The sequence below is a fragment of the Mycobacterium sp. 1164985.4 genome (genome assembly GCF_001668575.1).
Taxonomy (GTDB): Bacteria; Actinomycetota; Actinomycetes; order Mycobacteriales; family Mycobacteriaceae; genus Mycobacterium.
The window spans coordinates 95,129-109,633 of the sequence record NZ_LZMD01000061.1 but is presented as its reverse complement, the minus strand read 5'-3'; the positions used below and the strand labels follow the sequence as shown (position 1 = coordinate 109,633).

Below are 14,505 nucleotides of genomic sequence, written 5' to 3'. Positions count from 1 at the left end.
TTCTCCCTGGATGAGCGCCGAATTGCTCGAGCTTCGTGACCTTGCCGCGAAGTTCTTCTCGACCGAATTGGCCCCACATGCGCAACGTTTCGCAGACCAGCACCAAGTTGACCGAGAATTGTGGCACAAAGCCGGCGAACTAGGCCTGCTCTGCATGTCCATACCCGAAGAATACGGCGGGGGAGGCGGCACATTCGCGCACGAAGCCGTCGTACTCGAAGAGCAAGCCCGAGTCGGGGACAGCTCATGGGGCGCAGGGCTGCACAGCGGAATCGTCGCGCACTACATCCTCCAGTATGCGGCCGAAGAACTACGGAGGCAGTGGCTGCCCAAGATGGCCTCAGGCGAAATGATCGGTGCTATCGCCATGACGGAGCCAGGGACCGGTTCTGATCTGCAGAGTGTCAAGACCAAAGCAATTCTTGACGGTGACGAGTACGTGATCACCGGCGCAAAGACCTTCATCACCAACGGTCAGCAAGCCGACCTGATCATCGTCGTCGCCAAGACAGATCCAAGTCAGGGCGCCGCCGGCATCTCGCTGATCGTCGCCGAAGCCGATCGACCCGGATTCCGGCGCGGCAAGGTCCTCGACAAAATCGGCCAACGCGGACAAGACACCTCCGAGTTGTTCTTCGACGACGTAAGAGTGCCCCGCTCGCACCTCCTGGGCGAGACCGAGGGTCAGGGTTTCATTCAGCTGATGACGCAGCTACCTCAAGAGCGGCTCATCGTCGCGGTTGGGGCGGTCGCGGCGATGGAACTTGCCGTGGAGCAGACACTCAAATACACCCGTGAGCGGGAAGCGTTCGGACGGCCCGTCTTCGGCTTCCAGAACACGAAATTCATCTTGGCCGAAGCTGCAACCGAAACGCGCATCGCACGAGTATTTTTGGACTACTGCATCGACCTACACCTCGCGGGCCAACTCGACGTCCAGACCGTCGCCATGGCGAAATGGTGGACCACTGAGCGAGCGATGAAGGTGCTCGATGACTGTTTGCAGCTCCACGGCGGATATGGGTACATGACCGAGTACCCCATCTCGAGATTGTGGGTGGACCAGCGCGTGCAGAAAATCTACGCCGGCACAAATGAGGTGATGAAGGAAATCATCTCGCGTTCCCTATGACCCTGAACGATTAGCCACCTGCACATTACTCACCTGGGAGGATTGATGGCATCTACAGAGGTGCCATATCGCCACGAAATGGGTGGACATTGCGGATCGGGTGCCCTTCGGGAGTTGATACCAGATGCTCCTATCTTCAGGCAATGAGTTCTTCAGGCAATGAGTTCGTTGGTTCTTCTGCTGGGTTGGCGGAGGGCGTGGTAGATCTCGCGGGCGATGTACGCTTGATGCAGCGCATGATCTCGTTCTTGGTTTTGCCTTCGGCCAGGCGGTGAACGAAGTAGTCGCGGGTGGGCTGGTGACGGCGCATGCGCACCACCAGGATGACGTGCAGGGCACGGTTGGCGTCGCGATTGCCTCCCCAATTGAGCCGGTGGCGGATCGTTTTGCCGCTGGAGGCTTCCAGTGGGCTGACCCCGCAGAGTTTGGCGAAAGCGGCGTCGCTGCCGATCCGAGCGGGGTTGTCGCCGAGGGCGGTCAGCAGCGTGGCAGCGGTGTCGGGCCCGACGCTGTAGCTCGGGTGCGGCGGTGGCGGTGATGGTGTCGACGTGGCGTTCGAGTCGGGCGGCTGCGGTGTCGAGCTGGTGGCAACGTGCCGCCATCGACTTGATAGCAGTAAAGAAAGTTCTCACATCGCAGGCCAGCGGCGGTCAGGCGGGCGTTGGTCGCGCCTGCTGCCCGCGGCGTCTCGATGCGGCGAGGAGCGAGGACAGTCCTGGCTTGTCGTGGTGCCAGGATGCCGTGGCCGTTGAGATGTACAGCGCTCGTCGTCGTGTGCAAGCTTGTGTGGCGGCGGACGGAGGGCGAAGCGTAGCGAGCGGCGCGGACGGGAGCGCCAGCGGACGGGAGCAGAGGGAGTGTAGCGAAGCCCGCAGGTAGCCGCCGGTTCCTCGCGGGCTATGGCGGCCCGGGCTCCGCTGAGCATCAGTTGCGGGTCTGCGCCATGGCGATGGGACTCGTAGGATGGCGGTTGTGAGCGGGATGCTGGCGCAGCGTGCACGGCGAGAGGCCGAGACGCGACTGGTGGGGCAGCTGCGGCGGTTGGCGCATGTGCGGGGTGTCGCGACGACTGCCGAGCGGCTGAGTCGGCGGTTCGATGCCCAGACAGCGGACTCTTTGGTGGCAGCGGCGTGGCTGCACGATATCGGCTACGCACCGTCGTTGCGCCGGACCGGGTTTCATCCGCTCGATGGCGCAGAGTTTGCCCGGGCGGCGGGTTTTCGGGAGCTGGTCGCCTCCCTGGTGGCGTTCCATACTGGGGCGCACGCGGAAGCTGCCGAGCGCGGCTTGTCAGGTTTAGCGGCGTTCAGCGATCCGCCCAGCGATGTTCTGGATGTGTTGACCTTTTGCGATCTGACGACCGGGCCGGACGGGGCGCCGGTATCACCGCGAGATCGATTGATCGAGGTGTTGGGCCGCTATGGACCCGAGGACCCGGTGCACCGCGCGGTCGACGCGGGGCGCGACGAACTGTTGGCGGCGGTCCGACGGGTACGCGATTGGCTGTAAACCCAGCCGGTTAGCCGAGGTAGGGGCTGTCGCGGTGTTGCAGGTAGTGCTCGATGCGCAGTCGCATCGACGGGTGCATGTCCAGATTGGGGATGTCGTCGGGATCGGTCCAGGCGATGTCGGTGCTTTCGTGATCGATGGCCAGGGTACCGCCGAGAACCTTGGTGGTGAAGGACAGAGAGAACTGTTGGCGGACTTCGCCATCGGTGAACGCGACGACATGCTGCGGGTTGGTGTAGACACCGACAAGGCCGGTGACTTCAATGTCGAGCCCGGTTTCCTCTTTGACTTCCCGGACGGCGGTGTCGGCAATCGTTTCGCCGATGTCGTGTCCGCCGCCGGGTAGCGCCCACAGGGTGTTGTCGCGGCGTTTGATCAGCAGGATACGACCCTGTTCGTCGGTGACGATGGCCGAGGCTGACGGAACGACGCTGTTGGGCAGCGGGGCGTTGGGGTCGTTGTAGTAGTCGGTTCGCATAGGGTTCAGCCTTTCGCGCTGAGCGGTCTGGCGCGATCCCAGACCTGGGTGAAAGCGTCTTCGAGGGTGGCCCAGAGCCGTGGTTCGTGGTGGCGCGACAGCACAAGCACGGGGTTGTTGCGCCCGGGTGAGCCGTAGATGTGGAAGTTGACGATCATGGCGTCGTCGACCCGGAAGATCGACGTGTAGAGCGTGGTGTCGTGGGTGCGGATATCCAGCCCCGGGGTATCGGCATGCGGGGCGAGCAACTCCACGGACGTGCGGCAGCGGGCGATGACGGCCTCGCCGATGCCTTCCTCCTTGCCGCGCAGGATCGTGGTGGCAGTGTCAGGATCCCCGACGAGAAACCGCACCGCCACACCGCGGGCGGCGGCGTCGAGCAGAATGTCGAGGAAGCCGTCGAGGGTGTCAAACAGGAACGTGGCCGCCAGGACGAGGATGTCGATGCCGGTGGTGGCGTCGCCGAAATGCTGCTGCCACGTCGTGATCGGCAGCTGGGTGCGGCTGGCATACAGCGTCGCGGTGAACGGACCACCCAGCGACGTCGTCGCCAGCGCGCTCGCGGTAGGGGCAGGATACTGGTTGGGCCACAGGTTGTGCGGTGTGCAGCCAAGCAGCTTAGCGGCGCGGCGGGCGTTGTCCTCGCGGACGTTGTAGTCGATGTTGGCCAGCCAGCGGCGCACCGTCTTGATATCCACGCCCACCGCAGTGGCGAACCTCTGTGGGGAGAGTCCCTTGGCGTGCAGCCGTTGGGTGAGGCGATCGTTGGGGATCGTGGCGGCCTCGGCGTCGCCGTCCTGATCGCCCGTCGTCTCAGCGCACATCTTTCCGTGTCATCCCTGTCCATCCTCAGCGCGTGGTTCCTAGTTTGCCATGCGACTGCCGCCGCCCCGCGGCGGTGATGCCCGTCCGATGCCCACGGGCATGTCCCTGTCGTGTCCGAAATGTCTGCGGCAGTGTCGGCAATGCCTGCCAACGTCCCTCGCTACGTCCGCGATGTCCACGTGAACTGAGCCCAGCGCCGCAACGGGCGCAAACAGATCACGAAAGGAACAGCGGGACAATGCGTTTAAGAATCGACACATCAGGCACACGGTTCATCGTCACCCGAGCGGCCGAGCCGCGGCTGAACTTCGAGACCGGCAGCCCAAAAGTGGACACCGCCACCGGCGTGCCACTGTATGCCGCGCAGCTGTTGGCGTTGGATGACACCGGTGGTGAAGTGCTCAACGTCACCGTCGCCGGGGATCCGAAAGTGACAGTCACCCAACCTGTTTCAGTCGCGGGTCTGGTTGCTATCCCTTGGGCTCAAGGTGATCGCAGCGGCGTGGCGTTCCGTGCCGACGCCATCACCCCCACCAACCCCGCGGCTGCGCCGAGCGATCAAGCGTCCCGCGCGCAGAAATAACCCCATTTGCTGGGGCGCGGCGCTCGTGGGTGTCGCGCCCCAGCACGTGAGCTGCTATCGACCATTCACTCACCAGAGGGACGCCTGTCATGGCATCAAACTACAAAAACAGCAAGAACTCTCAATCCAACGACGACGACTGGATCACCGACCTCATCCTCTCACTGTTCAAAGCGGCCGGGTATCTGCTGTGGTGGGCGGTCCTGTTCCCGGCCATCAGCATCCCGATCATCGCCAGCGTGGCGATGGCCATTACCCATGGCTCACGCGCGGGTCTGATCATCGGTATTGCTTTCGCTGCCGCGTATGCGGGCTGGGCGTGGCTGGACCCGCGATCGTTTCACGGATGGGTCACCGAGCCGGTGCGGCGGCGCTGGTTGACCTGGTCGCGCTACACCCGCACCTGGCAATCGGTGTGCACCCTGCACGGCCTGACCGCCACACTTGGCGAACGCACCTTGGTGCCGACCTTGCAGTCGGTGCGCATCGGCAAGACGACCGACGTCCTGGCGCTGCGAGTGGTCACCGGCCACTCCCTGGCTGATTGGCACAAGCAATCCGAGGCGCTAGCCGCCGCCTGGCGTGCCGACCGGATCGCCATCCGCGCGACCGCGCCCGGAGAGCTACGCATCACCCTGATGCGCGGCGACGTGCTGGCCGACCCGATTGCCCTGCCCATGCCCACGACGGCGACTGCGGTGGATGTGGGGTCGGTGCGGGTCGGGATCACCGAAACCCGCCACTGGTGGCACCTACCTCTGCTTGGCCACCACCTGCTCGTGGCTGGCGCGACCGGCGCGGGGAAAGGTTCAGTGTTGTGGTCACTGATCGCTGGCCTCGCCCCCGCCGTGAAAACCGGACAAGTGCGGCTCTGCGTCATCGACCCGAAAGGCGGCATGGAACTGGGCGCCGGAGCACCCATGTTCACGGTGTTCACCCACGACGCCACTGGCACCACCCTGTACCTGCTGCGGCAACTAGTGGAGGTGATGCACGCCCGCGCCAATCGGTTACGGGGCAAGACGCGCATGCACACCCCGACTCCGACTGAGCCGTTATTCGTGGTGGTGATCGATGAGATCGCCGCGCTGACTGCGTATGTGACCGACCGCAAGGTGCGCAGCGAAATTGAACAGCTGTTGGGCCTGCTGCTCTCCCAAGGCCGGGCCGTCGGCATTTCGGTGGTGGCAGCGGTGCAAGATCCGGCCAAAGACACCCTGCCGGTGCGGCAGCTGTTTACCGTGCGAATCGGGTTGCGGTTGACCGAAGCCACCCAAACCACCATGGTTTTGGGCCAGGGCGCCCGCGACGCGGGGGCCGACTGCGATCACATCCCCGACACCACTCCCGGTGTGGGCTACATGATGATCGATGGCACGGCCCAACCGGTGCGGGTACGGGCATTTCACGTCGCCGACCACGACATCGCCACTCTGGCAGCACGATTCCGGCCACCTCGTGCCGCGACCCGAACCAACCAGTCCAACAGCGGGCGCACCGACACCGCCCGGGGTCAACGGTGACTACTGCAACGACAGCCCCCACGCTGGTGTTGCCCGGGGTTCCCGGCTCGATCGACACCAATGCGGTGGTGGATCAGATGGTGCGCCGCGCGTCCTCGACGGGGTTCGAATCGTGGTGGCGGCGCGCGGAATCTGTTGGCTTCTGCGCCCACCCCATCCAACTCAGAGGTACCGACGAGATAGGCCGCGATCGGGTGGTGTGGACACGGTGCAACAACCGCCGCGCACAGGTATGCCCATCGTGCTCAGACCTGTACGCCCGCGACACGTGGCAGCTCGTGCACGCTGGCACCGCCGGCGGCCACCACAACATCCCCGCAGCAGTGGCCGATCGTCCGCAGGTGTTCGTCACCCTCACCGCACCTAGCTACGGGCCTGTTCACGCCGCCGCGCGTGCAGGCGACAAGAAGCAGCGTGTGTGTCGCGACCACCACCACACTGGCGGCTACCGCCGATGCCCGCATGGAAAACCACTGTGGTGCAGCACAACCCACGGCGAAGGTGATATCTATGCGGGACAGCCGATCTGCGCGGACTGCTACGACTACACCGGGCATGTCCTGTTCACATGGCACCTGCCCGAACTGTGGCGACGCTTCACCATCACCCTGCGACGCACACTGCGCCGAGAGCTACGTGCTTCGGGCGCCGACCCGGATGCGGTGCAGGTCAGCTTCATCAAAGTCGTCGAACTGCAAGCCCGGCTCATCCCGCACATTCATGCCCTGATCCGCCTCGACCCGCCCGACAGCGATGACTCTGGCGGTCATGACTGGCATGCGCCCCTTGCGGCAACCGAACTGGCCACCATCATCCAACAGGCCGTTCGAACCGTGGCCGTGACGGTCACCGACTCATCCTCAAATACAGCGACACGGGTGATCAGGTTCGGCACACAAGTCGACACCCAACCCATCGACAACCGGCACGCCGGCACGGACGGCTCTGCTGTGCAGGAGGATTCACCACACGGCGGGGTTCTTCCAGGCCGCCGCGTAGCTCGCTACCTCGCGAAATACGTCACCAAATCCTTAGCTGACGTCGGGATCAGCGCGCGACGCATCTCCACCGAGGCCATCGCTGACCTCGATGTCTGCGACCACGTTCGGGCGATCCTGACCGCCATCAGCCAACTCGCCGATAAGGGACTGGCCGGTGTCGGTCGGTGGCTGCACACCCTGGGCTACCGGGGCCACATCACCAGCAAATCCCGCCGCTATTCCACCACGATGACCGCGCTGCGCGAACGTCGCGCGGCCTGGACCCGTGAACAACGTTTAAAAAGCACTGCGCACCAACATGATCTCGGCCTCGACTCCACCGATGGCGATGATCTGGTGGCATGGGAATTCGATCGTGCCGGCCCCACCAGCCTCGGCGACCGGACCCTCATCTACTCCGCGGCCGTCCAACACATCCACACCCGCCGCATCGGACTGATCGAAGTCCGTGGCCAAGCCCGCAATCAACAATGGGATCCGCCAGGGGGAAGCGATGGCTGACAGGTCCCGAGCAGCACGTGCTCGCTCCGGGTGTGACGCTCGTCCCGATGCGCCGACGGTGTCAGAGGGGGGTGTTGAAATTGTTGTGCCCAACCAATATCGACTTCCGTCCGAGGCCAACCGCGCGCTGGTACACGTGATAATGGCTGTGCGGGACCGGATGCTTGGATCAGGGAGGGGAGTGGCGTGAGCCTGAGGTTCGCCTTCTATGGCCGAGTGAGCACGGAGGACGCTCAAGACCCGGAGGCGAGCCGCAGCTGGCAGAAGCGGCGTGCCATGGACCTGATCACTCCGCACGGCGGATTCATCGCCGCCGACTACTTCGATGTGGGACAGAGCCGTTCACTGCCGTGGAAGCGCAGGCCAGAGGCGTCACGTCTGCTTGCTGATGTCGCTTGTCGGGACCGTAGCTTTGATGCCGTAGTGATTGGGGAACCCGCCCGTGCGTTCTACGGGCCGCAGTTCGCGCTCACCTTCCCTGTCCTCACGCACTACGGAGTTGGCCTGTGGGTACCCGAGGTCGGCGGAGCGGTCGATCCCGGCTCCGAGGCACACGACCTGGTGATGACTCTGTTCGGCGGCATGAGCAAGGGAGAGCGCGCTCGAATCCAGATGCGCGTCCGTACGGCGATGTCAGCACTCGCGCACGACACCGCCAGATATCTCGGTGGTCGACCACCCTACGGTTACCGGCTCGTCGATGCCGGCCCGCATCCAAACCCTGCCAAGGCCAATCTTGGGCAGCGGCTTCACCGCCTCGAACCCGACCCCGCGACATCTTCGGTCGTCGAGCGGATCTACCGCATGTACGCCGACGGAGCGGGCCTGCGCTATATCGCGCAACGGCTCACCGACGATGGTGTACCGTCACCGAGCCAGTACGACCCGGCACGGAATCGGCATCGTGACCCACGAGGATGGTCCCATTCGGCGATCCGCGCGATACTCGACAACCCGGCGTACCGCGGTATCCGTGTTTGGGGCAAGCAGGAGAAATACGAGGTTCTGGTCAACCCCGATGATGTCGCTGCGGGGTATGAGACTCGTATGCGGTGGCGTGATGAGGCCGACTGGATCGCACCAGAACGCCGCACGCATGAAGCGCTGATCCGTGACGAACTAGCGCAGGCTGTTCGTCTTCGGATGCAGGCGCGGCGGGGTCCCGGTCTTGTTTGCAGCAGAGAGTCAACAGTGCCATATGCACTGCGTGGGCTGCTGTTCTGTGCCGCATGTGGACGGCGGATGCAGGGCGCTGCCCGCGCCGGGAAGCGAACAACACGCATCCTCTACCGTTGTGAGCTCGGTAAGTCGCGTTCGGTACCCGCGGACCTGAGTGATCACCCGCGCACCGTCTACCTCCGTGAAGATGAGGTGACTGCGCGACTTGACGAATGGATCGCCACCCTGGCCGATCCGGCCGACTTGGCACGCGGGCAAGACGCGGACCCGGTAGCAGGGGCTGGCTACGCGGCCTTGCGGCGCCAGCTCAGCGAGGCGAATGCGAAGGTTGCTGCTCTGGTTACCGCCGTGGAGTCTGGTGTGGCCGTTGAGGATTTGACTGTTGCATTGCGCCGCCGCACCGCCGAGCGCGACGAGCTGAAGGTCCGTCTTGAGCAAGCGGAGCGACCTCGCGTCATGACTGCCGCACAAATCAGCGAGTTGGTTGAGGAATTGGGCGGGCTGTCAGCAGTGCTTGGTGAGGCAACCGGGGCGGAACGCGCTCAGGTATACGCAAGCCTGGGCCTGCGCCTCGACTACGACCCGCATCTTCAGCGAGTCACGGCGACTGCCGACTTAAGTCGTGTCGCCGGACGTGTCCGAGGGGGGACTTGAACCCCCACGCCCGTTAATAGGGCACTAGCACCTCAAGCTAGCGCGTCTGCCATTCCGCCACTCGGACTCGTTGTGGGCAGCTAAGGCTATCGGATCACCGAGGCGTGACCCAAACCCAGCTGGCAGGTCAATGGTACGAATGGTGGCGGACGAGAGGAGCACTACCCATTAGCACTGTGACTGGTCCCGTCAACGCCGAAGCGGAGGTCGTCGACCTCGTCAGCACGCTCATCCGGTTCGACACGTCCAACACGGGCGACCCGGCCACCACCAAGGGCGAGGCGGAATGCGCGCGCTGGGTGGCCGAACAGCTCGAAGAGGTCGGGTATGCGACCGAATACGTCGAGGCGGGGGCGCCGGGCCGGGGCAATGTGTTCGCCCGGCTCGAGGGCGCCGACAGCTCGCGCGGGTCGCTGCTGCTGCACGGCCACCTCGACGTCGTGCCCGCCGAGGCCTCCGACTGGAGCGTGCACCCCTTCTCGGGCGCCGTCGAGGACGGCTACGTGTGGGGCCGCGGCGCGGTCGACATGAAGGACATGTGCGGCATGCTGATCGCGATCGCGCGGCACTTCAAACGGGCGGGCATCACCCCGCCGCGCGACCTGATCTTTGCGTTCCTGTCCGACGAGGAGGCCGGCGGCAAGTTCGGCTCGCACTGGCTGGTCAAGCACCGCCCGGACCTGTTCGCCGGCGTCAGCGAGGCGGTCGGTGAGGTCGGCGGTTTCTCGCTGACGGTGCCGCGCAAGGACGGCGGGGAGCGACGCCTCTACCTGGTCGAGACGGCCGAGAAGTCGATGAACTGGATGAAGCTGACCGCGCGCAGCCACGCCGGCCACGGCTCGATGATCCACGACAGCAACGCTGTCACCGCGGTCGCCGAGGCGGTGGCCAAGCTGGGCCGCCACGAGTTCCCGCTGGTCATGACGGACGCGGTCGGCCAGTTCCTGCAGGCCGTCACCGAGGAGACCGGCTACTCGTTCGACGTCGACTCGCCGGACCTGGCCGGCGCGATCGCCAAGCTCGGGCCGATCGCCCGCGTCGTCGGGGCCACGCTGCGCGACACCGCCAACCCGACCATGCTCAAGGCCGGTTACAAGGCCAACGTCATCCCGGCGTCGGCCGAGGCGGTGGTGGACTGCCGCATCCTGCCCGGGCGCCAGGCCGCCTTCGAACGCGAGGTCGACGAGCTGATCGGGCCGAACGTGACCCGCGAGTGGGTGACCGAGCTGCCGTCCTACGAGACCACGTTCGACGGCGACCTGGTCGACGCGATGAACAGCGCCATCCTGTCGGTGGACCCCGACGCCCGGATCGTGCCGTACATGCTCTCCGCCGGAACCGACGCAAAAGCGTTCGCGCAGTTGGGGATTCGCTGCTTCGGGTTCGCCCCGCTGCAGTTGCCGCCCGACCTCGATTTCACCGCGCTGTTCCACGGCGTCGATGAACGGGTACCCGTTGACGCGTTGAAGTTCGGTACCCAGGTTCTCGAACACTTCCTGCTGCACTGCTGAATCGACGAAAGGACTAGTCATGGCGTTTGACTACAACCCGTACGAGTTCCTCCCGAAGCTACCTACGTTCAAGCTGTCCTCGAACACCTTCAACGACGGTGACGCGCTGGGTAACGACCAGGTCAGCGGCATCATGGGTGCCGGCGGCAACGACGTCTCGCCCCACCTGACATGGTCGGGCTACCCGGAGGAGACCCGTAGCTTCGCCGTCACGGTCTACGACCCCGACGCCCCGACCGCGTCCGGATTCTGGCATTGGGCCGTGGCGAACCTGCCCGCCACCGTGACCGAACTCCCCGCAGGCGCGGGTGACGGCAGCGGACTGCCCGGCGATGCGCTCACTCTGCGCAACGACGCCGGCATCAAGCGCTTCATCGGCGCCGCCCCGCCGCCCGGACACGGCCCGCACCGCTACATCGTCGCCGTGCACGCGGTCGACACCGAGAAGCTGGATCTGCCCGAGGATGCGACTCCGGCGTACCTCGGGTTCAATCTGTTCCAGCACGCGATCGCGCGGGCGCTGATCCACGCGACGTACGAGCAGAAGTAGCGAAATCCACTCTGCGCGCCTCGATTACCTGCATAGCTGGCTTTTCTGGGGAACTGACGTATGGTCGCGGTTGAGTGATTGCCACTTCTGCTAAGGAGCGACAATGGCTGACAAGAAACCGGGTCGGAGCCTGAAGAAGGCCGAACGATCCCTCAAGGAGCGCCGCGCCGAGAAGCGGCAGCGCGAAGCCGAGGCGGGTGAGTTCATCCGCAAGCGCAAGCGGGCCAGTTAGTTGGCCGACCCCACCGCGTCCGCCAAGGACGCGAAGCCCCCCTCGTGAAGGCGGCGGGCGATGCCGTCGTGAATACGCTTGGCCCACAGCCCGCCGCCGTACACGAACCCGGTGTAACCCTGCAAAAGCGAAGCGCCGGAGGTGATTCGGTCCCAGGCGTCGTCGGCGGTCTCGATGCCGCCCACGCTGATCAGCACCAGCCGGTCCCCGACGCGGCGATACAGCCTGCGCAGCACCTCCGCCGAACGCTCGGCCACAGGCCGTCCGGAGATCCCGCCGGGTCCCAGCTCGTCGACGCTCGGCGTCGCCAGCCCGTCGCGCGACACCGTCGTGTTGGTGGCGACGATGCCGGCCAGGCCGAGTTCGACTGCCAGGTCGGCGATTTCATCGACATCCTCGTCGGAAAGGTCGGGTGCGATCTTCACCAGCACCGGTGTCGACGTCTCGGCTCGCACCGCGGTCAGGATCGGACGCAACGACTCGACCGCCTGCAGATCGCGCAGTCCCGGCGTGTTCGGCGAGCTGACGTTGACGACGACGAACGACGCGAGCGGCCCCAACAGCCGAGCCGACGTCGCGTAATCCTGGACCGCCGCCTCCGCAGGCGTGACCTTCGTCTTGCCGATGTTGACCCCGATCGGGACGTCGGGAACATGCCGGGCCAGACGCACCGCGAGTTCACCCGCGCCGTGATTGTTGAAGCCCATCCGGTTCAGCAGCGCGTGGTCTTCCGCGAGGCGGAACATCCGCGGCTTCGGATTGCCGGGCTGGGCCTGCGCGGTCACCGTGCCCACCTCGGCGTAGCCGAAACCCAGCGCGCCCCAGGTGTGCAGACCGCTGCCGTTCTTGTCGAAGCCCGCGGCCAGACCGAGGGGACCCGGGAACCAGACGCCGAAGACGGTGTTTCCAAGAATCGGATCGCGGGGGCCCAACCACCGGTTCAGGGCACGCCGTGGCCACGAGAAGTAGGTGGCGGCTCGCAGCACGGCGAACACCCAGGTATGAATCCGTTCGGGCGCAACCAGAAACAGCGCCCGCCGCAGCGCGCGATACATCATCCGATCACTGCGCGGGCTGCTCGGGGATGCCTGTCCGGCCGGCCGCCGTCTTCTTGCGGCGCAGCAGCACCCGGCGCGAACCGTCGGTGTAGAGGCGGACGCGGGTGAGTTCCCAGCCGCGGTACTCGGCCTCGATCGACAACCGGGTCGAGGCGCTGACGCGCGTCACGTCCGGCGGTAGCCGCAGGGGGATCCATTCGTAGTCGTCCGAGGGGTCGGACTTGACGACGTCCTCCCAGCCCGGTGGCATCCCTCCGCGGTGGATCGCGCTCATGCGTGCGCTTTCGCCGCGTCGACGATCACCTGCACACCCGCTCCCGATCCGGACACCACATACAGCGTGCCAGAGGATTCGTCGTATGCCAGGGAGTCGGGTTGCCGCACGGTTCGATATCGCACCTTCTCGACGGGGATGCCGGTGGCCAGATCGTAGCCAACGACGGCGTTCGCCGCTGTTTGCGACACCCAGGCCAGCGTCGACGATCCCGCGAGACCGTAGGGGGAGTCGGGCACGGGATAGCGCTGGCGCAGGATCAGCGGGTCGGTGCCGAACACCAGCAACCCGCCGCCCCGTGTGTCGGCGACCAGCACCCGGCCGGCCGGATCGGCGGCCATCGTCGTCGCACCCTCACCGGCGCGCAACGCCTGCGCCTGCTGGGCGCCGTCCTGGGTGAGTGCCGTCACCGACGTCTGTCCGCGGTCCAACACCACGGCCGTATCGCCTTGTGTGACAAGGGCATCGACGCGCGCAAAGATCTTCAGCCGTGCCGCGACGGCGGTGTCGGAACCCAGGGTATAGACCGCGCCGTCGGCGCTGCCGAGCACCATCCGCCCGTCCGCGCGGCGGGCGATCGCGGTGAATTCGGTGTCCGATTGACCCTCGACGTCGACCTTGGTCGCGGTGTGGGCGGCGAGGTCGATCCGGTGGTAGCCACCGCGTGTGGCGGCGTAGGCGTGCCCGTCACCGTCACCGGCCAAGGCGGTCGCCGCACTGGGCAGCAACACCGTCGCCGCGTCTTTACCGTCCCTGGCGAACACCGTGACCTGCGCATTGCCGGCCGGGCCGGGCACCAGCACCGCGAGCGCACCGCTCGCCGCGTCGACGATGGCCGCTTGCGCGTTCCCGGCCAGCGCACGCACCACGCCGTCCGGACGGCCGGTGCCTTCGGGGGACCGCGCGGCCTGTGCGGGAGCGATCGTCGGCGGTGCGTCCGAGGGCTCGGAGGAGCAGCCGCCGACCAGGACAAATGCCGGGAAGATTGCCAGTGCCGCGACAATCCGGCGAATCGGCTGATTCCGGGCGTTTACGAATGGCGGCAAGGGGTAGCTCTCGGTCGTGCGTACGGGAAATCGACTGAATGGCCAGTCTAGGCAGACCGCTGCACGTGAGTTTTCATCTGCTCGCCGTGACCCCACAATCAGCGGCCGCGTCAACGGTATGGTGCGCTCATGACCCTCGCCGCGGATCGCGCACTGGGTGCCCGGGAATTTGTGATCGAGGACATGACCACTGGTCTGCACGCCAGCGGGTTCGGCCAGGTGGGCGACGGCCGCAGTTTCTCGTTCCACGTCGAGCGCCAAATGCTGGTCGTCGAGATCTACCGCCCGCGGTTGACCGGCCCGGTCCCGCACGAGGAGGACGTGGTCGCGGTGTCCAGCCGCAAGCTGACCGACATCGATCTCACCGATCGGCGCAGCGTGGGCGCCGCGGTGCGTGATCTGGTCGCCGCCGCCGAGCCCGTGGCGCGGACCGGCCGCTAACACCCGCC

The 14,505-nt window shown here is 65.7% G+C and carries 16 protein-coding genes and 1 tRNA gene; 10 read left to right on the top strand and 7 right to left on the bottom strand.

Translation table 11 applies throughout. The features are described 5' to 3' along the window. Nucleotides 1-10: 10 nt before the first annotated feature. A complete protein-coding gene (locus tag A5650_RS11725; protein ID WP_016889182.1) occupies nt 11-1,132 on the top strand; it encodes an acyl-CoA dehydrogenase family protein in 1,122 nt (373 codons plus the stop codon). Between the two features lie 136 nt (nt 1,133-1,268). Here A5650_RS11725 and A5650_RS27335 read toward each other — a convergent pair whose 3' ends face one another. Further along, the gene (locus A5650_RS27335) at nt 1,269-1,583 is read right to left on the bottom strand and encodes a transposase (RefSeq protein ID WP_231973737.1); all 315 of its coding nucleotides are present in this window, start codon (nt 1,581-1,583) and stop codon (nt 1,269-1,271) included. Between the two features lie 521 nt (nt 1,584-2,104). Between A5650_RS27335 and A5650_RS11715 the strand changes: the two genes are divergently transcribed. Beyond that, nucleotides 2,105-2,641 carry an HD domain-containing protein gene (locus A5650_RS11715; protein ID WP_012394808.1) on the top strand — a complete coding sequence of 179 codons (537 nt, stop codon included), beginning with the start codon at nt 2,105-2,107 and terminating at the stop codon, nt 2,639-2,641. 10 nt (nt 2,642-2,651) lie between these two features. Here the strand turns inward: A5650_RS11715 and A5650_RS11710 are convergent, their stop codons facing one another. Further along, nucleotides 2,652-3,119, bottom strand: a complete 468-nt coding sequence (locus A5650_RS11710; protein WP_012394807.1) for an NUDIX hydrolase — start codon at nt 3,117-3,119, stop codon at nt 2,652-2,654. 5 nt (nt 3,120-3,124) lie between these two features. Further along, entirely contained in the window at nt 3,125-3,943 is an 819-nt protein-coding gene (locus A5650_RS11705; RefSeq protein WP_012394806.1) for a hypothetical protein, read from the bottom strand. A 239-nt stretch (nt 3,944-4,182) separates the two neighbouring features. Between A5650_RS11705 and A5650_RS11700 the strand changes: the two genes are divergently transcribed. From A5650_RS11700 to A5650_RS26395, 4 genes are all read left to right on the top strand, one after another. Continuing rightward, nucleotides 4,183-4,527, top strand: coding sequence for an SCO3933 family regulatory protein (locus A5650_RS11700; RefSeq protein WP_011893911.1), 345 nt, complete (start codon nt 4,183-4,185; stop codon nt 4,525-4,527). A gap of 89 nt (nt 4,528-4,616) precedes the next feature. Continuing rightward, nucleotides 4,617-6,050: an FtsK/SpoIIIE domain-containing protein gene (locus A5650_RS11695; RefSeq protein WP_012394805.1), complete on the top strand. Its 1,434-nt coding sequence runs from the start codon at nt 4,617-4,619 to the stop codon at nt 6,048-6,050. Continuing rightward, a complete protein-coding gene (locus A5650_RS11690) occupies nt 6,047-7,552 on the top strand; it encodes a replication initiator (RefSeq protein WP_012394804.1) in 1,506 nt (501 codons plus the stop codon). The genes A5650_RS11695 and A5650_RS11690 overlap by 4 nt, the downstream gene beginning before the upstream one ends. Nucleotides 7,553-7,738: 186 nt before the next feature. Then, entirely contained in the window at nt 7,739-9,385 is a 1,647-nt protein-coding gene (locus tag A5650_RS26395) for a recombinase family protein (protein WP_012394803.1), read from the top strand. Here the strand turns inward: A5650_RS26395 and A5650_RS11675 are convergent. Continuing rightward, nucleotides 9,367-9,452, bottom strand: a tRNA-Leu gene (locus A5650_RS11675). The genes A5650_RS26395 and A5650_RS11675 overlap by 19 nt on opposite strands. Nucleotides 9,453-9,552: 100 nt before the next feature. Here A5650_RS11675 and A5650_RS11670 point away from each other — a divergent pair. The 3 genes from A5650_RS11670 to A5650_RS27525 all read left to right on the top strand — a co-directional run bounded on the left by A5650_RS11670 (nt 9,553) and on the right by A5650_RS27525 (nt 11,678). Continuing rightward, nucleotides 9,553-10,896, top strand: a complete 1,344-nt coding sequence (locus A5650_RS11670; protein ID WP_067291015.1) for a M20/M25/M40 family metallo-hydrolase — start codon at nt 9,553-9,555, stop codon at nt 10,894-10,896. Nucleotides 10,897-10,915: 19 nt separating this feature from the next. Beyond that, complete coding sequence (locus A5650_RS11665) at nt 10,916-11,446, top strand: YbhB/YbcL family Raf kinase inhibitor-like protein (RefSeq protein WP_067290907.1); 531 nt, start codon at nt 10,916-10,918, stop codon at nt 11,444-11,446. 103 nt (nt 11,447-11,549) lie between these two features. After that, nucleotides 11,550-11,678: a hypothetical protein gene (locus A5650_RS27525; protein ID WP_286144517.1), complete on the top strand. Its 129-nt coding sequence runs from the start codon at nt 11,550-11,552 to the stop codon at nt 11,676-11,678. Here the strand turns inward: A5650_RS27525 and A5650_RS11660 are convergent. The 3 genes from A5650_RS11660 to A5650_RS11650 are packed head-to-tail and all read right to left on the bottom strand — an operon-like array spanning nt 11,675 to nt 14,056. After that, complete coding sequence (locus tag A5650_RS11660) at nt 11,675-12,733, bottom strand: quinone-dependent dihydroorotate dehydrogenase (protein WP_197501849.1); 1,059 nt, start codon at nt 12,731-12,733, stop codon at nt 11,675-11,677. The two genes, A5650_RS27525 and A5650_RS11660, sit on opposite strands and share 4 nt — an antisense overlap. A 7-nt stretch (nt 12,734-12,740) precedes the next feature. Next, a complete protein-coding gene (locus A5650_RS11655; RefSeq protein ID WP_067290900.1) occupies nt 12,741-13,010 on the bottom strand; it encodes a DUF5703 family protein in 270 nt (89 codons plus the stop codon). After that, nucleotides 13,007-14,056 (bottom strand): YncE family protein, encoded by a 1,050-nt coding sequence (locus A5650_RS11650; RefSeq protein ID WP_067290896.1) that lies wholly within the window; start codon nt 14,054-14,056, stop codon nt 13,007-13,009. The genes A5650_RS11655 and A5650_RS11650 overlap by 4 nt, the downstream gene beginning before the upstream one ends. A 129-nt stretch (nt 14,057-14,185) precedes the next feature. Here A5650_RS11650 and A5650_RS11645 point away from each other — a divergent pair, with 129 nt between their 5' ends. Next, nucleotides 14,186-14,497: a hypothetical protein gene (locus tag A5650_RS11645; RefSeq protein ID WP_067290893.1), complete on the top strand. Its 312-nt coding sequence runs from the start codon at nt 14,186-14,188 to the stop codon at nt 14,495-14,497. The last annotated feature ends 8 nt before the right edge of the window (nt 14,498-14,505 follow it).

What these genes read in the sequence shown, in the direction of transcription:
- A5650_RS27525 (WP_286144517.1), top strand. Translation starts at nt 11,550, where the DNA reads ATGGCTGACAAGAAACCGGGTCGGAGCCTGAAGAAGGCCGAACGATCC.
- A5650_RS11655 (WP_067290900.1), bottom strand. Translation starts at nt 13,010, where the DNA reads ATGAGCGCGATCCACCGCGGAGGGATGCCACCGGGCTGGGAGGACGTC.
- A5650_RS11695 (WP_012394805.1), top strand. Translation starts at nt 4,617, where the DNA reads ATGGCATCAAACTACAAAAACAGCAAGAACTCTCAATCCAACGACGAC.
- A5650_RS11645 (WP_067290893.1), top strand. Translation starts at nt 14,186, where the DNA reads ATGACCCTCGCCGCGGATCGCGCACTGGGTGCCCGGGAATTTGTGATC.
- A5650_RS11705 (WP_012394806.1), bottom strand. Translation starts at nt 3,943, where the DNA reads ATGTGCGCTGAGACGACGGGCGATCAGGACGGCGACGCCGAGGCCGCC.
- A5650_RS11725 (WP_016889182.1), top strand. Translation starts at nt 11, where the DNA reads ATGAGCGCCGAATTGCTCGAGCTTCGTGACCTTGCCGCGAAGTTCTTC.
- A5650_RS11665 (WP_067290907.1), top strand. Translation starts at nt 10,916, where the DNA reads ATGGCGTTTGACTACAACCCGTACGAGTTCCTCCCGAAGCTACCTACG.
- A5650_RS11700 (WP_011893911.1), top strand. Translation starts at nt 4,183, where the DNA reads ATGCGTTTAAGAATCGACACATCAGGCACACGGTTCATCGTCACCCGA.
- A5650_RS11710 (WP_012394807.1), bottom strand. Translation starts at nt 3,119, where the DNA reads ATGCGAACCGACTACTACAACGACCCCAACGCCCCGCTGCCCAACAGC.
- A5650_RS11660 (WP_197501849.1), bottom strand. Translation starts at nt 12,733, where the DNA reads ATGTATCGCGCGCTGCGGCGGGCGCTGTTTCTGGTTGCGCCCGAACGG.